The sequence below is a fragment of the Streptomyces sp. BE20 genome (assembly GCF_036322525.1).
Lineage (GTDB): Bacteria > Actinomycetota > Actinomycetes > Streptomycetales > Streptomycetaceae > Kitasatospora.
Genome location: NZ_JAQYWW010000620.1, coordinates 79,734 through 99,574, shown reverse-complemented (window position 1 = coordinate 99,574; position 19,841 = coordinate 79,734). Strand labels below are relative to the sequence as shown.

At 73.6% G+C, this 19,841-nt stretch carries 18 protein-coding genes; 11 read left to right on the top strand and 7 right to left on the bottom strand.

Features of this window, described 5'->3' with window-relative positions; all coding sequences use genetic code 11:
- Window positions 1-107 precede the first annotated feature (107 nt).
- Window positions 108-884, bottom strand: a complete 777-nt coding sequence (locus tag PUR61_RS12675) for a 4'-phosphopantetheinyl transferase family protein (protein WP_329878898.1) — start codon at window positions 882-884, stop codon at window positions 108-110.
- A 210-nt stretch (window positions 885-1,094) separates the two neighbouring features.
- On the opposite strand from PUR61_RS12675, the gene PUR61_RS12670 reads away from it, so the two are divergent.
- Entirely contained in the window at window positions 1,095-2,657 is a 1,563-nt protein-coding gene (locus PUR61_RS12670) for a choice-of-anchor A family protein (protein WP_329878897.1), read from the top strand.
- A gap of 108 nt (window positions 2,658-2,765) precedes the next feature.
- On the opposite strand, the gene PUR61_RS12665 is transcribed toward PUR61_RS12670, so the two are convergent.
- Complete coding sequence (locus PUR61_RS12665) at window positions 2,766-3,395, bottom strand: TetR family transcriptional regulator (protein ID WP_329878896.1); 630 nt, start codon at window positions 3,393-3,395, stop codon at window positions 2,766-2,768.
- 62 nt (window positions 3,396-3,457) lie between these two features.
- Here PUR61_RS12665 and PUR61_RS12660 point away from each other — a divergent pair, with 62 nt between their 5' ends.
- Window positions 3,458-4,411 carry a hypothetical protein gene (locus PUR61_RS12660; protein WP_329878895.1) on the top strand — a complete coding sequence of 318 codons (954 nt, stop codon included), beginning with the start codon at window positions 3,458-3,460 and terminating at the stop codon, window positions 4,409-4,411.
- Between the two features lie 110 nt (window positions 4,412-4,521).
- On the opposite strand, the gene kynU is transcribed toward PUR61_RS12660, so the two are convergent.
- Window positions 4,522-5,748, bottom strand: a complete 1,227-nt coding sequence (gene kynU / locus PUR61_RS12655) for a kynureninase (protein WP_329878894.1) — start codon at window positions 5,746-5,748, stop codon at window positions 4,522-4,524.
- A gap of 44 nt (window positions 5,749-5,792) precedes the next feature.
- Window positions 5,793-6,623, bottom strand: a complete 831-nt coding sequence (locus PUR61_RS12650; RefSeq protein WP_329878893.1) for a tryptophan 2,3-dioxygenase — start codon at window positions 6,621-6,623, stop codon at window positions 5,793-5,795.
- Window positions 6,624-6,887: 264 nt separating this feature from the next.
- Between PUR61_RS12650 and PUR61_RS12645 the strand changes: the two genes are divergently transcribed.
- On the top strand, window positions 6,888-7,322 hold the full coding sequence (locus PUR61_RS12645) for an Lrp/AsnC family transcriptional regulator (protein WP_329878892.1): 435 nt from the start codon (window positions 6,888-6,890) through the stop codon (window positions 7,320-7,322).
- An 88-nt stretch (window positions 7,323-7,410) separates the two neighbouring features.
- The gene (locus PUR61_RS12640) at window positions 7,411-7,962 is read left to right on the top strand and encodes an NADPH-dependent FMN reductase (RefSeq protein ID WP_329878891.1); all 552 of its coding nucleotides are present in this window, start codon (window positions 7,411-7,413) and stop codon (window positions 7,960-7,962) included.
- Between the two features lie 88 nt (window positions 7,963-8,050).
- Here the strand turns inward: PUR61_RS12640 and PUR61_RS12635 are convergent, their stop codons facing one another.
- Window positions 8,051-8,686 carry a MarC family protein gene (locus tag PUR61_RS12635; RefSeq protein ID WP_329878890.1) on the bottom strand — a complete coding sequence of 212 codons (636 nt, stop codon included), beginning with the start codon at window positions 8,684-8,686 and terminating at the stop codon, window positions 8,051-8,053.
- 207 nt (window positions 8,687-8,893) lie between these two features.
- On the opposite strand from PUR61_RS12635, the gene PUR61_RS12630 reads away from it, so the two are divergent.
- The 3 genes from PUR61_RS12630 to PUR61_RS12620 all read left to right on the top strand — a co-directional run bounded on the left by PUR61_RS12630 (window position 8,894) and on the right by PUR61_RS12620 (window position 12,604).
- Window positions 8,894-9,454 (top strand): DoxX family protein, encoded by a 561-nt coding sequence (locus tag PUR61_RS12630; RefSeq protein ID WP_329878889.1) that lies wholly within the window; start codon window positions 8,894-8,896, stop codon window positions 9,452-9,454.
- Between the two features lie 271 nt (window positions 9,455-9,725).
- Window positions 9,726-10,424 (top strand): hypothetical protein, encoded by a 699-nt coding sequence (locus PUR61_RS12625; protein WP_329878888.1) that lies wholly within the window; start codon window positions 9,726-9,728, stop codon window positions 10,422-10,424.
- Between the two features lie 347 nt (window positions 10,425-10,771).
- Window positions 10,772-12,604 (top strand): glycosyl hydrolase family 18 protein, encoded by a 1,833-nt coding sequence (locus PUR61_RS12620; protein ID WP_329878887.1) that lies wholly within the window; start codon window positions 10,772-10,774, stop codon window positions 12,602-12,604.
- Window positions 12,605-12,809: 205 nt separating this feature from the next.
- Here the strand turns inward: PUR61_RS12620 and PUR61_RS12615 are convergent, their stop codons facing one another.
- The gene (locus PUR61_RS12615; RefSeq protein ID WP_329878886.1) at window positions 12,810-13,370 is read right to left on the bottom strand and encodes a MarR family winged helix-turn-helix transcriptional regulator; all 561 of its coding nucleotides are present in this window, start codon (window positions 13,368-13,370) and stop codon (window positions 12,810-12,812) included.
- A 181-nt stretch (window positions 13,371-13,551) separates the two neighbouring features.
- Between PUR61_RS12615 and PUR61_RS12610 the strand changes: the two genes are divergently transcribed.
- The 4 genes from PUR61_RS12610 to PUR61_RS12595 all read left to right on the top strand — a co-directional run bounded on the left by PUR61_RS12610 (window position 13,552) and on the right by PUR61_RS12595 (window position 18,512).
- On the top strand, window positions 13,552-14,862 hold the full coding sequence (locus PUR61_RS12610; RefSeq protein WP_329878885.1) for an MFS transporter: 1,311 nt from the start codon (window positions 13,552-13,554) through the stop codon (window positions 14,860-14,862).
- 284 nt (window positions 14,863-15,146) lie between these two features.
- Window positions 15,147-16,775, top strand: coding sequence for a dolichyl-phosphate-mannose--protein mannosyltransferase (locus PUR61_RS12605; RefSeq protein WP_443035158.1), 1,629 nt, complete (start codon window positions 15,147-15,149; stop codon window positions 16,773-16,775).
- A 3-nt stretch (window positions 16,776-16,778) separates the two neighbouring features.
- Window positions 16,779-17,717, top strand: a complete 939-nt coding sequence (locus PUR61_RS12600) for an ABC transporter permease (RefSeq protein ID WP_329878884.1) — start codon at window positions 16,779-16,781, stop codon at window positions 17,715-17,717.
- A gap of 210 nt (window positions 17,718-17,927) precedes the next feature.
- Window positions 17,928-18,512, top strand: a complete 585-nt coding sequence (locus PUR61_RS12595) for a TMEM165/GDT1 family protein (protein WP_329878883.1) — start codon at window positions 17,928-17,930, stop codon at window positions 18,510-18,512.
- 57 nt (window positions 18,513-18,569) lie between these two features.
- Here PUR61_RS12595 and PUR61_RS12590 read toward each other — a convergent pair whose 3' ends face one another.
- Window positions 18,570-19,793, bottom strand: coding sequence for a peptidoglycan-binding protein (locus PUR61_RS12590; protein ID WP_329878882.1), 1,224 nt, complete (start codon window positions 19,791-19,793; stop codon window positions 18,570-18,572).
- Window positions 19,794-19,841: the final 48 nt, after the last annotated feature.

Here is a 19,841-nt window from a genome sequence, read left to right as displayed (position 1 = left end):
GCGGGCGATCGCGGCGCGGACAGCCGGGGCGTCCGGTTCCTCCGCCCTGGTCAGGACGCTAACACCGCTTATCCGGAGCCCCTCCGGGCGGGTGGATCCGCGGCCGGTCAGCCGGCCGGCGGCGCCAGCACCACCACGCGGGGCGGCACGGCGCTCACCGCCGCGACGGCCGCGCCGTGCGCGTCGTCCACCCAGTCGAGCAGGTACAGCTCCTCGAAGCGGCTGAGCAGCGGCCCGCCGGCGGGCAGGTCCAGGGCGAGGCCGGAGAGGTCGACGCCGGCGAGTTCGTCCAGGCTGGTGCGGCCGATCTTGATCAGCGACTCCTTCCGGACCCAGAACCGCAGGAAGGCCGACGCCGGGTCGGCGTGCGCCTCGACCTGCCGCAGCTCGGCGGCGGTGAGCACTCGCCCGGCCACGTCGAGCAGGCTGCCGCTGCGGGCGTTCAGCTCGACGTCGACCCCGATCGGCCGGTGTCCGGCGGCGGCGGCGACCACGCCCTTGGTGTGCGAGAGGCTGACCGAGACGTCCGGGTGGTCGGGCAGGTACGGCTTGCCGTGGTCGCCCTTGCCGCAGTCGGGGCAGTTCTGCGCCAGGGTCAGCCCGGCGGCCGGGACGCCGAGCAGCCGGGCGGCGCAGAGCCGGACCAGGATGTGCGCGGCGGTGAAGTCGACGCGCGCGGCCTCGTGGCGGAACCGGGCGGCGCGCTCCTTCTCGACGGCGGTGAGCAGGTGCTCGCCGGCCTCGGGGTGGCGCAGCACGTCGGCGCTGGCCGCGACGGTGGCGACTGCGGCGTCCGGGCCCGTGTCCGCCCCCGTGCCCGTGCCCGTGTCCGCGTCCGGGCGGGTGTCCGGGTTCTCGTGCGTCTGCTGGGGCTCGGAAGTCATGGTCACAACCTAGCGGGGAGGGGTGGCCCACGGGGCCGGTCGGCCGTTCGACGGATTGTCGGATCGCTGCTGATGGTCTGTAGGGTGTGGATCGTCCGATTTGATATTTGATGTCCCGGATCTGAGGGAATCAGGTGGGATGATCCTGTATCAAACGGAACGAGGCAGGTTGTGCAACCTGCCCTTTTCTCTGCGCGGAGGAATGTGTCGATGGATCAGGGCACCGGTACGCCGGATCACAGAAGAACCGCCGTGGAGCGCGCGCCGGCCGCCGGCCGGCGACGGACCGTCCGGGTCGCGGTGGCGACCGCCGTCGCGGCACTGCCGCTGGCGGCGGTGCTGACGGTCGGCTCCGCCGCGCCGCTGGCTCCGCCGCTGGGCGCCTGCAGCGGGCCGGACTGCCCGGCCACCTGGCCGCCGCCGAACAACGGCGACTTCCCCGGCCGGGACGCCACGATCAACGTCTTCACCGGCGGCGACTACACCGTGAACGGGCGGGCCGCCGAGGCCGAGGGCAAGATCGTCGCGCTCGGTGACTTCACCGTCGACAAGAGCGAGGGCGGTGGCGCCTACAACGCGGGCGTGGTCGGCGTCGGCTCCCGCGTCGTGCCGCCGAACGGCAGCGACTTCCTCACCGTCGGCGGCAACGTGACCATGCTGCCCGGCAACTCGCTGCTGATCGGCGGCAGCGACTCGCAGGGCCAGGCCTTCGGCAACCTGCGCTACGCGGGCACGCTCACCGGCACGGTCGCCATCGACCCGACCGGTCAGGCGATCCAGGACGCGAACGCCGCCGCGCCGTACCAGTCGGTGCTCACCCAGATCGAGGACGTCTCCGCCTGTGTCGGGCGGGCGACGGCCACCGGCACCGTGGCGGTCACCATGACCGAGGCGACCTTCACCGGTGACGGCACCAGCATGAAGCAGGTCTTCAACGTCACCGGGAGCCTGGGTGCGGCGGCCCGGCAGATCGGCCTGGTGTTCAACAACATCCCGGCCGGTGCCACCGTCGTGGTCAACATGCTGTCCGACGACGCGAACATCAACACCTACACCGGGACGGGCCTGCCGGGCGACCCGACCACCGAGATGCGCTCCAAGCTGTTGTGGAACTTCCCCACGGCCACCTCGGCGCAGATCCTCGGCAGCGCGCAGTTCCAGGGCTCGGTGATGGCCGGCAACCCGGCCGGCACCACCACCATCGCCATGCCGGGCATGAACGGCCGGGTCTACCTGGCGGGCAACCTGATCCAGACCGGCAACGGCGGCTACGAGATCCACAGTTACCCGTTCGACGGGGACCTGCCGGACTGTGAGGTGACGCCGAGCCCGTCGCCCACCTCGCCGACCTCCTCGCCGACGTCGCCGACCGCGAGCCCGACCTCCCCGACCGCGAGCCCGACCTCGCCGACGGCCTCGCCCACGTCCCCCACCGCGAGCCCGACGTCCCCGACGGCCTCGCCCACGTCCCCCACCGCGAGCCCGACCTCGCCGACGGCCTCGCCGACCTCGCCCACCTCCTCGCCGAGCTCGTCCAGCGCGGCGCCGACCAGCCACGGGCCGACGAGCCACGGGCCGGGCGGCCACGGATCGGGCAGCCACGGTCCGACCGGCCACCACCCGGCCCCCGGCAAGCCGGGCGGCGGTGGCGGTGAACTGCCGTCGACCGGCGCGGGCAACGGCCCGGTCGTCCTCGGCCTGGCCGGCGTGGGCCTGCTGGGCCTCGGCGGCCTCGCCGTGCTCGCCGCCCGCCGTCGCGGACGCCACAGCTAGCCGCGTTCCGCAGTCCCGGCCCCGGGCCGCCCGGTCACCTCGACCGGGCGGCCCGGTCCGTTCCCGCCGGGACCGGCGCCCACCCGGGGTGCGCGGCCCGGCGGCCGTTCACCGGGCGGGCGGCCACCCCGCGAGGCCCGACCCCAGCAGGCCGAACCCCGCGGTCACCGCGGCTTCCACCCTCGTGCGGACCGCGTCCACCGGCTCGCCCGCCACCATGCCCCGCCGGATCTCCGCGAACACCGCCCGGTGCGCCCCGGCGATCGCGCCCGCGACCAGCCGGGGGAGCGGGGCGTCCGCGGGTGTCCCGGCCTCCTCGGCCAGTGCCGCCGCCAGCGCCCGCTCGGCGCGCTCGCCCAGATCGAGCAGCCGTGCGCGGAGCGCCGGGCTCTCCGCGACCAACCGCCAGAACACCGCCGCCTGCGGGCTCAGCCCGTACGTCGGCTCGCCCGCGTCCAGCCCGGCCAGCAGGTCCGTCCGGACGGCGTCCACGACGGACGCTCCCGCCGGACGCTCCCGCACCACTCGCGCCAGGTGGCCCTCCACCTCGTCCTGCCGGTCGAAGAAGAGGTCCTCCTTGGTGGGGAAGTAGTTGAACACCGTGTTGGGCGAGACCCCGGCGGCCCGGGCCACCTCGACCACGGTCACCTGCTCGAACCCGCGCTCGGCGAACAGCCCCATGGCGGTGTCGGCCAGCAGGGCGCGGGTCCGGTGCTTCTTGTCCTCGCGAAGTCCCATGCCGGAATCATAGTGCCGCACCAAACTTGCAGTGACACCAATAATGTCGGCTACGGTGAGGCATGACCTTCACCTTCGGCATCTATCCCGGCGGCCTGCTCGGCGACGACACCGGCACGGTCGCACCCGTAAGCCCCGACGACCCGGACCGGATCACGGCCGCGCTGCGTGACCTCCAGGGCGGGGCGCCCACCCTGCTCGTCCGCGCCTACCGCTCGTACCCGGAGGAGCCGGCCACCCCGCCCACCCCGGCCGGGCCGGAGCGCTACGCCGTCGAGGGCCGCCGGCTCGACCTCGTCCTGCAGTTCCGCGAGCCGACCGGACGGCTGGACGGCTGGCTCGACTTCGTCCGGCGGACCGTCCGTACCGAGGGCCACCGGATCGGGGTGCTCCAGATCTGCGAGGAGCCGAACGCCGACTCGCCGGTGCTCGACGGCTCCGTCCCGAACGTCCGGCAGGCCCTGGTCCAGGGGGTGGTGGCGGCCAAGGAGGAAGCACTGGCCTGCGGCCTCGACCTCGCGGTGGGGTTCAACGCGGTGCTGACCTTCGACCCCGCCGACACGTTCTGGCCGGACCTCGGCGCGCTCGCCGACGAGCGGTTCCACCGCGCGCTCGACTACGTCGGTCTGGACTTCTTCCCCGACGTCTTCCGCCCCGTCCCGGCCGAGCGGCTCGCCGAGGTGGTCGCGGCGGTGCTCGCCGGCTTCCGGAAGGAGAGCGTCGCCGCGGCCGGTATCGGCCCGGCGGTGCCGATCCGGATCTGCGAGCACGGCTGGCCGACCGGGCCGGACCGCTCGGAGGGGCGGCAGGCCGAGGTGGTGGAGGAGGTGGTCCGGACGGTCGCGGGCCTCGCCGCCGAGCTGAACGTCACCGGCTACGGGCACTTCGGCCTCCGGGACGCGGACAGCGCCGGCCCCGGTCTCTTCCACCACTTCGGCCTGCTCCGGGACGACTACACGCCCAAGCCGGCCTTCGGGGTCTACCGGCGGCTGATCGCCGAACTGACGGCGGTCTGAAACCGGCCCGACGACGGCCCCGACGACGGCCCCGACGGAGGTCCGGCGGCGGCCCCGGACGGGCGGCGGCCCCTCGCCCGGTCCTGCGGGGGAGGGGCAGCCCGGGCCGGTCAGGTCACCTCGCCGCGGCGGGCGAAGCGCTCGTCCTTCCACTCGCCGCTCTCCAGCACCTCCGCCAGGTGCCGCGCGGCGTCCCACACGTCGGTGTACGAGAGGTAGAGCGGGGTGAAGCCGAACCGCATGAGGTCCGGCGCCCGGAAGTCCCCGATCACCCCGCGCGCGATCAGCGCCTGCACCACCGGGTAGCCGTCGGCGTGCCGCAGCGCGACCTGGCTGCCCCGCCGGGCGTGCTCCCGCGGGGTCGCCACCTCGATCCCGTCCAGCCCCTCCACGAGCGAGACGAACAGGTCGGTCAGCGCCAGGCTCTTGGCCCGGACGGCGGCCCGGTCGACCCGCTCCCAGACGTCCAGCGAGGACTCCAGCGCGGCCTGTCCGAGCAGCGAGGGCGAGCTCGTCAGGAAGCGGCCGATGCCGTCCTTCGGCGCGTAGCCCGGCTCGAAGGCGAACGGGCGGGCGTGTCCGAACCAGCCGCTCAGGGGCTGCTCCGGGCCGGCCTCCAGGTGCCGGCCGGCCACGTAGAGGAAGGCCGGCGAACCGGGTCCGCCGTTCAGGTACTTGTAGGTGCAGCCGACCGCGAAGTCCGCGCCGCTTGCGCCGAGTTCGACCGGAAGCGCGCCCACCGAGTGGCAGACGTCCCAGATCATCAGCGCCCCGGCGGCCTGCACCCGGGCGGTGATCCCGGGCATGTCCAGCAGCTCGCCGGTGCGGTAGTCGACGTGCGAGAGGACGACCGCGGCGACGTCCGCGTCCAGGTGGGCGTCCAGCTCCGCCGGGTCCACCAGCACGCTGCGGGCGCCGGGGACGAGCCCGGTCACGCCCTCGGCGATGTACAGGTCGGTCGGGAAGGCCGCGCCGTCGCCGAGCACTGTCCCCCGACCGGGGCGCAGCCGCAGGGCGGCGGTCAGCACCTTGAACAGGTTCACCGAGGTGGTGTCGCAGACCACCACCTCCTCCGGGGCGGCTCCGACCAGCGGCGCGATCCGCCGACCCAGCCGGTACGGCTGCTCGAACCAGCCCGCGTCGTTCCAGCTGCGGATCAGCTCCCGGCCCCACTCCTCCTCGACGACCTGCCGCACCCGCCCGGGGGTGCGGACCGGCAGTGCGCCGAGCGAGTTGCCGTCCAGGTAGACCACCCCCGGCGGGAGGGCGAACTCCCCGCGGAACGCCGCCAGCGGGTCGGCGGCGTCCAGCGCCCCGCACTCCTCGCGCGTGATCATGCCCAGCCTCTCGTTCGTTCTGCCCGTGCCGCCGGCCGCGCCGGTCACAGCTCGTTCCGGACGGTCCACAGCTCCGGGAAGACGTCCTGCTCGGCCGCGCGGCGCAGCCAGGTCAGGCCGCTCGAACCGCCCGAGCCGGGCTTGGCGCCCATCGACCGCTTCACCGACGCCAGGTGGCGCTGACGCCAGCGGGTCACCCGTTCGGCGACGTCCAGCAGCGCCTCGGCGAGCGGCAGCAGCCCGGCGAACTCCGGCTCCGTGTAGACCCGCCGCCAGGCCGCCGTCACCGCCTCGTCCTCCTGGTACCGCTGGTCGGACGCCTCGTGCGGCACCGCCAGGCCGCGCCGGGCCAGCAGCGCCAGCGCGTCGTCGTACAGGCCGGGAGCGTGCAGCGCACCGGTCAGTTCGGCGAGCGTCTCCGGGGTGTCCCGGTACATCCGCAGCAGCGCGGCGTTCTTGTTGCCGATCAGGAACTCCAGGTGCAGGAAGGCCGACGACTGGAAGCCCGAGGCCTCGCCGAACACCGAGCGGAAGGCGTTGAACTCCTGCGGGGTCAGCGTGGCCAGCAGGTCCCAGGACTCCACCAGCACGTCCTGGGCGTGCGTGCCGCGCCGCAGCGCGGCCAGCGCGGTCGGCAGGTCGTCCTCGCGCATCGCCTGCTGGGCGAGGGTCCACTCGTGCCGCAACAGGTCGAAGAGCAGCTCCATCACCTGGGTGGTGACGATGAACGAGAGTTCCGCCGGGACCTTGCTGAGCGGGTGCTGCAGGCTGTGCAGTTCCTCCAGCCGGGCGTAGCGGGCGTACGGGGTGCCCCGACCCGGCTCCCCGCCCCGACCGAACGACAGGCTGGGTGTCTCCACCGTGTCGTGCCCCATGCCGATCCCTTCTGGTTCTGCGGCGACGGACATCCAGGGGTCCGACAGCCGGACGGCCGATAGCCGGACGGGCCCGGAATTCGGTCCTGCCGCCCCGGGCGTCGCCGCGGCCCCATTGTGCGGCGGCCCCGGCCCGCATTTGAATGGGTGGCGGGCACGGCAACCGCGACCGGGCCTGTCGTACGAGAGGCGTTTTCCCGATTCTCCTCACGATCGCAAAGCAGCGGGATCCAGCCACTCGAAACCGATCCGCGAGGAGCCGTGATGGACGCCGTCGACCGCCGTCTGCTGGCCGAGCTGCAGGCCGACGCCCGGCTCTCGTACAACGAACTCTCCCGCCGTGTGAGCCTCTCCGCACCCGCCGTCGCCGAACGCGTGCGCCGTCTGGAGGCCGACGGGGTGATCACCGGCTACCACGCCCACGTGGACCTGACCCGCTCCGGGCTGCCGATCACCGCCCTGGTGCAGATCCAGTGCTACGGACCGCGCTGCCTGCTGCGCGACCCCGCGGTGGCGGCCTGGCCGGAGGTGCTCCAACTGCACCGGGTGACCGGAGGGGCCTGCTGCGTCCTGCTGGTCGCGGTGCCGACGATGGCCGACTTCGAGGCGCTGACCGACCGGCTCGGCGGCTACGGGCAGCCGTCCAGCTCGATGATCCTCTCCAGCCCGGTGCCCTGGCGGCCGGTGGAGGTGCCGTAGCCCGGGGCGGAAGCGGTGCGCAGGCGGCCGGGCGGCGTGGACGGCCCGGCGGCGGACCGGGGCCGGCGGAGGGAGTAGGTTCCTCGCCATGCCGAACGACCCGAACGACCGTCACATCCTGCTGCTCCCGGGCAGCCTGCGCGCCGGATCCGCCAACGAGACGGTGCTGCGCACGGCCGCCGCCGTCGCGCGCTTCACCGAGGGCATCACCGCCACCTACTACACGGGTCTGGGCGGGCTGCCGCACTTCAACCCGGATCTGGACACCGACCCGCTGCCGGAGCCGGTCACCGGGCTGCGGGCCGCGATCGAGGCCGCCGACGCGCTGCTGATCTGCGCCCCCGAGTACGCGGGCACCCTGCCGGGCGCCTTCAAGAACCTGCTGGACTGGACGGTGGGCGGCATCGAGATCGCGGAGAAGCCGGCTGCCTGGATCAGCACGGCCGGGCCGGGCCGGGGGCTCGGTGCGGAGGAGGCGCTCCGGACCGTGCTCCGGTACACCGGGGCGGTCGTGGTGGAGGAGGCCTGCGTGCGGGTCCCGCTGGCGCGCGGGGACGTCGGGCCGGACGGGCTGGTCGCGGACCCGCTGGTACGGGACCGGATCGGCGAGGTGATGGTCCGGCTGACCACGGCCGGCTGAGCTGGGCGGGCCGACCGCGGCCCCGCCCGCCCGGCCGGCGCCGTGCCGGCCGCCGCCCACGCCCGGCCGCCGCCCTGCCCGTCGGGGCTCAGTGCCCGTCGGGCAGGTGCAGGCCCAGCCCGGCCAGTCCGTTCAGGAACAGTTCGACGCCGACCGCCGCCAGCAGCAGGCCGAGCAGCCGGGAGACCACCTCCAACGAGGTGCGGTGGGTGTGGCGCATCAGCGGGGCGAGGACGGACACGCAGACGTAGTTGATCAGCACGACGGCGAGGTACGCGCCGGCCACGGTGACCCGCCAGCCCCAGTCGTCCTTGGTGAGCGAGCCGACCAGCACTGCGGTGACCGCCAGCGGGCTGGCGATGTAGGGCAGCAGCAGTTCGCGGATGCCGTCCACCATCGGGTTGGCGAGGTGCTCGTCCTCCTCGTCGGTGCCCCCGCCCAGGTGGACGCCGAAGACCAGTGCCATCGCGTAGGTGAAGAAGATCGTCCCGCCGGCCAGCTGCAACGACTGGTCGCTGATGTGGAACAGCGACGTGACGAAGTCGGCGCTGAAGGCGAGCACCACGCCGATCACCGCCGAGATGATCGTGCTCCAGGCGGCCAGACGACGCAGCTCCGCGGTGGACCGGGTGCCGGCCAGCCGGGCGAAGGACAGCAGGACCTTCGGCGGGCCCACGACGGCGAAGAAGGCGATGAAGGCGCTGCTCAGGTTGAAGACGAACATGGGCCAAGCATCCCTTCGGCGGTCGGCGCGGTCCGGCCGCCACGCCCCCGGGCACGGTGTGGTCCGGCGCCGGCCACGCCGGTGGCGGTTCATTCCCGGCCGGGCCTGAAATCGCCCGGATGGCGGTCCCGAGTCGAGCCGTCGGGCGTCGTCCGGTGCTATGGAAACCGGATCGTCCCTCCGCTGGTGACTGGAAGAGGATGCGACATGGCTCTGAACCGTATCGACCTGGGTCTGCTGGCCCTGCGCGGTGCCGTCGGCGGGGTGTTGATCGCCCACGGCACCCAGAAGCTGTTCGGCTGGTTCGGCGGCGGCGGCCTGGACGGCACCGCCAAGGCGATGGAGGCGATGGGCTTCCACCCGGCCCGGCAGAGCGCCCTGGCGGCGGGGCTCGGCGAGGCGGGCGGCGGCGCGCTGCTGGTCGCCGGCCTGGCCACGCCCGCGGCCGGCGCCGTGGTCGCCGGCACCATGGCGGGCGCGGTCGCCGTGCACGCCCCGGCCGGGTTCTTCATGACCTCGGGCGGCTACGAGTACCCGGCCTTTCTGGGGGCGGCCGGCCTGGCGCTGGGGCTGGCCGGCCCCGGCCGGTACTCGCTGGACCACCTGACCGGGCACGTCTTCAACCGGCCGTGGGTCGGCGTGCTGGCCTTCGCCGGCAGCGCGGCCTCGGCGTACGGGGTGGTGGCGCGGCGCCGGCACGTCGTCCGGTTGCAGGAGGAGCGGGCGGCCGTGGAGGCGCAGGAGCAGGAGGGCGCGGGGCTCTCCTGAGCACCTGCGGGCGCTCCCCGGGGGTGTGCCGGGCCGACCCCCGGCCGCCCTCCGGGGCGCGCCGGGCGCCGCTCCGGCCTCCCGCCCGGGCACCGCGGCCCCGGGTCTGCGGCCCCGGGCACCGCCGGGCTCCCGCCCGGGTGCCCCGGGGGCGGCTCCGGAGGGCGCTCACCCGAACGCACCAGCCCTGATGGCAGGCCCGCCCCGGCCCCCGGAGGGTGGGCGGGAGGCGTGCCGGGCCCTCCGGCGCAGGCCAGAATCGAGGACCCCGATGGATCGCCAGCCGCTCAGCCGCACTGCGGCTCCGTCCCGCCGGACCGTCGCCCGGCCCGGGCTGACCGCGCGGGACCGGGCCGCCCCGCCCCGGCCCACCGTCCAGGACCAGGCCGCGCCGGCCGTCCGCCGTCCGCGCCGGGCGCTGGCGGCGGTGCTGGGCGCCGCGGTGCTCGGCGGGGCCGCACTGGCCGGCTGCTCCTCGGACTCCGCGCCGAGCAGCGCCGTCTCCTCGGCCGCCGCCGCGGTGCAGTCGGGGATCGCGGGCGCCGCCTCGGCCGCCGCGTCGGCGGCGAGCTCGGCGCTGTCCTCGGCGGCGGGCGGGCTCTCCTCGGCGGCCGCGTCGGTGGCGGGCGGGCTCTCGTCGTCCGCCGCGTCGGCGCAGGCTGCGGCGTCCTCGGCGATCGCCGGGATCAAGGGCGGCCTGGATGCCAAGGGGGACACGTCGCTGGGTGCGGTGACCACCGCCTCGGACGGCAAGGTCGAGGTGCCGGTCACCGTGAACAACCACGAGCAGCAGGCCAACCGGTACGTGGTCCAGGTCAACTTCACCGACGACTCCGGCAACGTGCTGGACGCGGCGGTGGTCAACATCTCGGACGTGGCGGCCGGACAGAGCGGCCAGGGAACCGCGCGCAGCAACCGGGACCTCACGGGCTCGGTCAAGGCCGTAGTCGCCAATGCCGTGCGGTACTGAGCCGCCGGCGGCCGGTACCGGTCGCCTGCTCCGGCCGGGCCGACCCCGCTGACCCGCAGGTCAGCGGGGTCGGCCCGGCCGCGGGGGAACCTTAAGGGCGGCTCAAGCCTCAACATCACCCCTTGACGGGGTAGTTGGTCTAGTCCATTTTAGTGCCCAGGTGCAGGGAGCCCCTGAACCGGCGTCAGTGGTTCGCCACTGGCGCCGGTTCGGCTTATCCCGGCGTCCGTCGAAGGCATGCTCTCGCTCGATTCCCCATCCCGTTCTGTCATGTCCTGGTCGTACGGCCCCACCCCGTACGAGCGCCCGGGACGGACGGAATCCCCCACACCAGGAGTCACGCACCCATGCTCCGTTCACGCATCGAAAGGGCCGGGGCCCCGGTTCAGGAGGGCGGCCGTCGTCGGCGGTCCAAGAGCCTGACCGCGATCGCCGCCGGTACCACGGCCTCCCTGCTGCTCGGCGCGGGCCTCGCCCTCTCCGGCGGGACCGCGGCCAACGCCGCCGTCACCAACACCACCGGCGCGCCCGCCACCAGCGGCGGCATCAAGGTCGCCTACTTCGACCAGTGGTCGATCTACGCGAACGCGTACTACCCCAAGACGATCCAGGACACCGGCGTGGCCGGGAAGCTGGACTACCTGGTCTACTCGTTCGCCAACATCCACCCGACCAACCTCTCCTGTTTCCAGGCCACCAAGGCGGCCAACCAGGACGACAACAACCCGAACGCCGGTGACGGCGCGGGCGACGCGTTCGCGGACTACCAGAAGAGCTTCGGTCCGGACATCTCGGTCGACGGCGTCGGCGACGCCTGGGGCCAGCCGATCGCGGGCAACTTCAACCAGCTGAAGAAGCTGAAGGCGAAGAACCCCAACCTCAAGATCCTGATCTCGCTGGGCGGCTGGACCTACTCCAAGTTCTTCTCGGCGGCGGCGGCCACGGACGCCTCCCGCAAGAAGCTGGTCTCGTCCTGCATCGACATGTTCATCAAGGGCAACCTGCCGGTCGACGCCGGCTACGGCGGCCCGGGCTCGGCGGCCGGCATCTTCGACGGCATCGACATCGACTGGGAGTACCCGGGCGGTGGCGGCCACGCCGGCAACCTGGAGAGCCCGAACGACAAGCAGAACTTCACCCTGCTGCTGAAGGAGCTGCGTGAGCAGCTCGACGCCCAGGGCAAGGCCGACAACAAGACCTACGCCACCGCGGCGGCGGTCGGCGCCGGCCAGGACAAGATCCGGAACGTCGAGACCGACAAGATCGGTCAGTACCTGACGTTCCTGGACATCATGACCTACGACATGCACGGTGCGTGGGACGCCAAGGGCCCGACCAACCACCAGGCCCCGATCTACTCCGGTCCGAACGACCCGATGACCCCGGCCAAGCCGGGCAACGGCAAGTACTCGGTCGACGCGGCGATCAAGGCGTACACCGCGGGTGACCCGGACTACGGCATCCCCGGCGGCTTCCCCGCCAAGAAGATCAACGTGGGTGTCCCGTTCTACTACCGTGGCTGGACCGGCGTCCAGAACAACGGCAAGAACGGCCTCTTCCAGCCCGCCACCGGCCCCGCCGCGGGTGCCGCGCTCTCGGGCAACGTCCCCGGCATCCAGATGTACAAGGAGCTGGCCGGCTTCGTCGACAACCCGGCGAAGACCTTCTGGGACGACACCGCGAAGACCACGTACTTCTACGACGGTTCGACGTTCTGGTCGGGTGAGGACGCCCGTTCGATCCAGGCGAAGATCGACTACGCCCACTGCAACGGCCTCGGCGGCTCCTTCGCCTTCTCGCTGTACGACCTGGGCACCAAGACCGCGCTGTTCGACAAGATGGTCGAGGCCACCAACGGTTCCGCCGCCGCCTGCCCGGCCGCGCCGACCACGCCGCCCACCACGCCTCCGACCACCCCGCCGACCACGCCGCCGACCACGCCGCCGACGACGCCGCCGACCACCCCGCCGACGACTCCTCCGACGACGCCGCCGACCACCCCGCCGACCACCCCGCCGGGTTGCGCCGCTGCCCCGAGCTGGGACTCGGCCACCACCTACGCCACCCCGACCAAGGTCTCCTGGAAGGGTCGCTACTACACCAACAAGTGGTGGACCAAGGGCGACGACCCGTCGCTGGCCGGCCAGTGGGGCGTCTGGACCGACAACGGTCCCTGCTGAACCCCCCGGTTCGACCACCTGAGCACCTGAGCACCTGAACGCCCGAGCACCTGGAGATCCGCGGGGCGGAGACCCGAGTGCCCGAGTGTTCGAGGGCCTGACGGACCCTCGCACCGCAGTACACAGCAGTACACAGCAGTACACAGCAGTCCGGCCCGCCGGGGGTGTCTCCCCGGCGGGCCGGACTGCTGTCGTTCGCGGGCCGTCAGCCCAGGTCGGCGGTGCGGCCGAGGGCGTCCGGCTGGCTCTCCTCGATCCGGCGGAGCATCCGCGCCAGGATCCCGGAGAGGACGGTGCGCTCCTCGCCCACGACGTCCTGGAGCAGTTCCTCCTCGAAGCCGGCGGCCATCCGCATCGACTCCAGCCACTTGTCGCGGCCGAGGTCGGTCAGCTCGATGATCACCCGGACCCGGTTGGCCTCGTCCCGTTCCCGGGTGACCAGGCCCTCGGTGACCATCCGGTCGATCCGGTGGGTCATCGCGGCCGGCGTGAGTCCGAGCCGCTTGGCCAGCTCGCCGGGGCCCAGCTGGTACGGACTGCCCGACACCACCAGCGCCTTGAGCACCTCCCACTCCGCCGAGGTGATTCCCAGCACAGTGAGCTGCCGGTCGTAGGCGACGGTCATCCGCCGGGCGACCCGGGAGAGCGTCTGCACGATGGTCTCCACCTGCGGATCCACCATGGGGAATTCCCGCTGGTAGACGGCCACCTGCTCGGCGATGCCCAACTCGCGGTCGGTGGCCGGCGCGGGCTTCTCTGCAGTCATGCCGACCAGTGTCGCATGAAGAGGTGCACTCCTTAAGCCTTTGACTCAGCACTCTTCCAGTGCTAAGACTTTAGGGTCAAACTTTAGCTCTTAAGTCTTCCGGTCTTAAGAGTATCCAGTGAAAGCCAACGGATCCTTGACGGGTCCGGCCTTGGCGGAGCTCGACGAAGGGGTGTGCACGGTGACCGGCACGGTGAAGCAGCAGAGGCAGCAGCGTCGCGGGGCGGGCGGCCCGCTGCGCCGCGTCCAGATCGGCAACGCGCTCAGCGCGTTCGGCAGCGGGTTCACGATGCCGTACATGTTCGTGTACGTGGACCAGGTGCGGGGACTGGGGTCGCTGGCCGCCGGGATGGTGTTCACCGTCTTCGCGCTGGCCGCGCTCGCCGTCCTGCCGTTCACCGGCCGCGGCATCGACCGGTACGGCCCGCGTCCGGTGCTGCTCGCCGGCGCCGCGCTCGCCGCCACCGGCGCGTTCGCCTTCGGTCACGCCACCGACACCCCGGCCCTGCTGGTCTCCTCCTTCCTGTTCGGCGCGGGTGTCACCACCTGCCAGCCGGCGCTCGCCACCATGATCGTCCGCTGCTCGACGGCCGTGACCCGTTCGCACGCCTTCGCTCTGCAGTTCACGCTGATCAACCTGGGCATGGGCATCGGCGCGCTGGTCGGTGGACAGATCGTGGACGTCGCCGACCCGGCCAGCCTGACCCGGCTCTTCACCATCGAGGCCGCGACCTTCCTCGGCCTCGCCCTGGTGACCGGCACCGCCCGGATCCCGAACGCCGCGCCGGTGGCGGTCCAGGGGAAGGCCGGCGGTCCGCAGGGCCTGCGCGCCCTGGTCGCCGACAAGGCGATGTTCCGGCTCTGCCTGCTCGCCGGGCTGATCTTCTTCACCTGCTACGGCCAGTTCGAGTCCGGCGTCGCGGCGTTCGCCACCGACACCGTCGGCACCGCCCCCTCCACCCTGGGCATCGCGATCGGCGCCAACGCGCTGACCATCGTGGTGCTGCAGATGTTCGTGGTGCGGATCACCGCCCGCCGCCGGCGGACCACCGCGATGGCCGCCGCCGGAGTGGTCTGGCTGGGCGCCTGGACGATGGCCCTGGTCGCCGGTCTGATCCGGACCGAGACGATGGCGGCCACCGTCGCGATCGTCTCGATCTACGCCCTGTTCGGCGTCGGCGAGTCGCTGCTCGCGCCCACCCTGGGCCCGATCGTCGCGGACCTCGCCCCGGCCCGGCTGCTCGGCACCTACAACTCCGGCTACGCCCTCGTGAAGCAGATCGCGATCGCCGTCGGCCCGGCCGTGGGCGTGCTGCTGGTCGGCTCCGGCACCTGGCCGCTCTACCTGGCGGCGATGGCCGGCTGCACCGTGCTGATCGTGGTGATGGCGCTGCGCCTGCGGCCGTACCTCACCGCGGCCCAGGACAACGCGGCCCCGGCCGTGGTCCGCACGCCGGTCCCGGTGGTCCGGGAGCTCCAGACCGCGGCGTGACGCCGGGCGCGCGACCGGCGTCCCGACCGCGGGGCGCGGGCCGCGCGCGACGGCAGCGGCGACGGGGGCGCGGGACGGCAGCGGGCGATCACGACGGGTGACCGCCGGGGGAGCCCGCCACCGGGTGGGACAGGTGTACGAAACGGGCGCCGGACCAGGATCGAGCAGGTCACCTGGACGGCGCCCGTCGCGCTTGGCTTCGCGACCACCGGCACATAGTGTCAGTGGCTGTTGACCGCCCGGCCCCGGCCGGCACAGGCGAGACAGGCGAAATCGGCGAGGCTATGACGCAAGTGGCGCTCACGCACCCACCCGCACCACCAGCCCCCGCAGCCCCGGAACCGGGGCGGCGGGGGCTGCTGCGCAAGGCGGCCGACCGGGCCGACTGGCTCGGCCCGATCGGTGTGGCGCTCTTCGCCGGACTCCTGCGGTTCTGGAACCTCGGGTACCCCAACGCCTTCGTCTTCGACGAGACCTACTACCCCAAGGACGCCTGGTCGCTGCTGCGACAGGGCTACGAGGGCACCTGGCCGGAGAACGCCAACTCCGAGATCCTGGGCGTCCCGCAGCACATCCCGCTCACCGCGGCCCCCGAGTTCATCGCCCACCCGCCGCTCGGCAAGTGGGTCATCGCCCTCGGCGAGTGGGCCTTCGGCCTGCACCCCTTCGGCTGGCGGTTCATGACCGCGCTGCTGGGCACGGTCGCCGTGCTGATGCTGGCCCGGATCGGCCGCCGGCTCTTCGGCTCGACCCTGATCGGCTGCACCGCCGCCCTGCTGATGGCGGTCGACGGCCTTCAACTGGTGATGAGCAGGGTCGGCCTGCTGGACGGCGTCCAGATGTTCCTGGTGCTCGCCGCCTTCGGTTCGCTGCTCGTCGACCGCGACCACGCCCGGGTCCGGTTGGCCGCCGTCCGGGACACCTACGGCGGTGACGCCGTCCGGCTCGGCCTGCGCCCGTGGCGGATCGCCGCCGGTGTGTTCCTCGGCGCCGCCTGCGGGGTCAAGTGGAACGGCGCCATGGTGCTCGCCGCCTTCGGCCTGCTCACCGTCCTCTGGGACCAGTCCGGTCGGCGCTGGGCCGGCGCCCGCCGTCCCTGGCGCTCGATGCTCCGCCGCGACGCGCTGCCCGCCTTCCTCTCCACGGTCGGTGTCGCCTTCGTCGTCTACGTCGGCGGCTGGGCCGGCTGGCTGTTCACCGGCGGCGGCAGGGGCGGCACCGGCGGAGGTTTCGACCGGCACTGGGCCGACGACCGGGCCGGGCTCTCCGCGGACAGCTTCCTCGGCGTCCCTCTCCCGCAGGTCCCGATGAGCTGGGTGCCGGCGCCACTGCGCAGCCTCTGGCACTACCACGCCCAGATGTACGACTTCAATACCGGCCTGAGCACCCCGCACACTTACCAGTCCAACCCGTTCAGCTGGCTGGTCCAGGGCCGTCCGGTCTCCATGTACTGGGAGCAGGTGCCGAACGGGCAGCGCGGGTGCACCGCGTCCGGCGGCTGCGCGTCGCAGATCCTCGGCCTGGGCACGCCGCTGCTCTGGTGGGCGGCCTGCTTCGCGCTCCTCTACCTGCTGTGGCGCTGGTTCTTCCGCCGCGACTGGCGGTCGGGCGCGGTGCTCTGCGGCGTCGCCGGCGTCTACCTGCCGTGGTTCCAGTACCAGGAGCGGACCGTCTTCTCCTTCTACATGGTGGTGCTCGTCCCCTTCCTCTGCCTGGCCGTCGCCCAGATGCTCGGAGCGATGCTCGGGCCGGAGGGGTGCACACCCGAGCGGCGACGGATCGGTGCGGCCGGGGCCGGGCTGATCGTGCTGGCGATCATGGCCTGCTTCGCCTTCTTCCACCCGCTGTACACGGCGGAGGTGATCCCGATGACGTCCTGGCAGGACCGGATGTGGTTCACCAGCTGGATCTGACCCGTGGCGGCGCTCGCGGCCGCGCAGGACCAACTGCTCCCGGTCACCCCGGCGCTCGGGGTGGTCACCGCGCTGCTGCTGGCCGCGGCGGTCGCGGTCGCGGGGTGGGGTCGGCTCGGGCGCGGGTCCGCGGTGCTCCGGGCCGGGCTGCGCGCGGTGGTGCAGCTGGCTGCCGTCGCCGTGGTGATCAGCTGGGTGGCCGGTTCGCTCGGGTGGTCGGTGCTCTTCGTGCTGTTGATGTTCGCGGTCGCGGTGCGGACCGCCGGGCAGCGGATGGTGGACGGCCCGCGCACGGGCGGTGGGCGGCACGTGCGGAGCGGTCTGCGGGCGGCCGTCGGCCGGGGGATGCCCGGCGGTCGGCGCACGGCGGGCGCGGGCGCCGAGGAAGCGGCGGGCGGAGAGGGGGCGGCCGGTGGAGAGGGGATGCCCGGCGGGGACGGTCGCGCCTGGATGTGGGCGGCCGCGCCGATCGGGGCCGGGGTGCTGCCGGTGCTCGCGCTGCTGCTCGGCACCGGGCTCCTGCCGCCCGAGGGCCTCTCCGTCATCCCGGTCTCCGGCATCCTGATCGGCGGTGCGCTCACCGCCACCTCGCTCTCCGGCCGGCGCGCCCTGGACGAGCTCCGGCAGCGGCACGGCGAGGTGGAGGCCGCGCTGGCGCTCGGTTTCGAGGAACGGGACGCCAGGCTGGAGATCTGCCGCAGCGCGGCCGCCACCTCACTCGTCCCGGCGCTCGACCAGACCCGGACGGTCGGCCTGGTCACGCTGCCCGGCGCCTTCGTCGGCATGCTGCTCGGCGGGGCGTCACCGGTCCAGGCGGGCGCCGTGCAGCTGTTCGTGCTGGTCGGGCTGCTGGCGGTGGAGGCGGTCGCGGTCGTGGCGGTGCTGGAGCTGGTGGGCCGTGGCCTGGTCCGCGCCGGGCGGCCGGGGGAGGGGATCGGGTAGGGTGGGTGCCGTTGAAGGGGAGTAGCCCTCCACCGGACCGTCGACATGCTGGCCCCCTGTGGGGCCCGGCGCCCGGGGCACACCGCACAGGGGTGCCGGCGAGACCTTCGGCCGCAGTGCTGTGATGTTCCAACCAGCGCTGTCGGGCCGAAGCGTCCCCTGACGGAGCCGCGGGAGTCCGGCGGCCCGACCCGAGGGACCGAACCCCCGATGAGCCTGACCGTAGCCGCGATCACCTTCGGCATCGTCTTCTTGTCCGAACTGCCGGACAAGACCGCCCTGGCCAGTCTGATGCTCGGCGCCAAGTACCGCGCCGGCTACGTCTTCGCCGGCATCGCCGCCGCCTTCGCCCTCCAGGTGGGCATTGCCCTGGTCGCCGGGCACCTGCTCTCGCTGCTGCCGCACCGCTGGGTGGAGGGCGTCACCGGCGTGCTGTTCCTGGCCGGCGCGGCGATGCTGCTCTTCCACGGCGGTGGCGACGAGGACGGGCACGAGGCCAAGGAGCCCACCGCCAACAGCTTCTGGAAGGTCGCCGGAGCCAGCTTCGTGGTCGTGGCGATCGCCGAGTTCGGCGACCTCACCCAGATCATGACCGCCAACCTTGCCGCCAAGTACGCCGACCCGCTCGCGGTGGGTCTGGGCGCCTGGCTGGCGCTCTGCGCCGTCGCCGGGATCGCGATCCTGGGCGGGCAGAAGCTGCTGAAGCACGTCCCGATGAAGATGATCATCCGCGTGGCGGCGGGTGTGATGGTGCTGATGGCCGGGTTCAGCATCTTCCAGGCGATCACCGGCTGACGCCCGGAGTCCTGCCGCAGCCGGCCCGGCCCCCGACCGACGGGGTGCCGGGCCGGTTCAGCAGGTGGTGCGCTTCGCCAGGGCGGCGGCCGTGTGGGGCCCGTAGACCCCGCTCTCGTCGCCCTGCACCCCCTGCAGCACCTGGAAATAGGCGACGGAGCTCTCGGTTCGACGGTCGAAGTTGCTGGTCGTCGGGACGCTCATCCAGCACATGACGACGGCCAGCTTCTTCTGCAGGGTGAGGACCTCCGGCCCGTTCATCCCGTACTTCAGTGGCTGGAAGGTGGGCGTCGGCGTCGGGGTGGCCGTCGGAGCGGGCGTCGGGGTGGGGGTGGGCGTCGTGGCCGGCGGCGTCTCGGCGGAGGGGCTCGGCGCCGGGGCGACCGGGTCGGGAGCCGGTGCCGGAGCCGGGGGAGCGGCGCTCACGGGCGGCGTGCTCGGCGCGGGCGCCGCGGTGGTGGCCGTCGACCGGGTCGGGCTCGGCTTGGCGGTCGTCCTGGTCGGGCTCGGGGAGCTGCTGGTGGGCGCCGGCGCGCTCGGGCTCGGCTGGGCCGGGGTGGTCGGGTCGACCGGGGCCGGCGCCGCTGTCGTGGTGGGGACGGGCACCGCCAGACGCTCCGGCTCGGCGGAGGGCGTCACCGCGTACGCGATGCCGACGGTGACCGCCAGCAGCGCGGCGCCGGCCGCGACCAGCACCCCCCTGCGCCGGGCGAGCGGGACCGGACCCGCGTCCTGCTCGGCCGCGCGCCGGGCGGCCCGGCCGCCGGGGGCGGGCGCGGCGCCGTCGGTCGCGGCGGAGTGGGACGCGGAGCCGTGGGCGTCGTGGGCGAACGGGAAGACACCGAGTTCGCCGGCCTCGGGAGCGGCGGGCTCGGCGGGCGGGAGCCCCTCGGGCGGCGACGCGGCGTACGGCTGGTGCTGCGGGGGGAACGGCGGGGGGAACTGGGGGGCCGACGCGAGCGGCGGGAGCACCGTCGTCGCGTAGGCGTCGGCGTCCGGGCCCAGCGGTGGGGCGACCGGAGGACGGTCCGGCGGCGGGGGCGTCGGGGCCGTCCGGGGCCGGGCGGCCGACGGCAGCACCGTGGTGGCGAACGGATCGCCGGCGGTCCCGTCCGACGGGCCGTCCGAGACCTGCCCGACCGCCTGCGGCACGTACGGGCGGACCAGCGGCGGGCCCTCCATGTGCGGCAGGACGGTGGTCTCGTCGAGGGCGCGGTCCGGGAAGCACCTGCACCCGGCGGAGCGCACGGTGCCGCACGTCGGGCAGTGCTGGTCCGGCATCGGCCGGCCCTCCTCGGTTCTCGCTCGGTCTCCCGGACTCGGACTCGT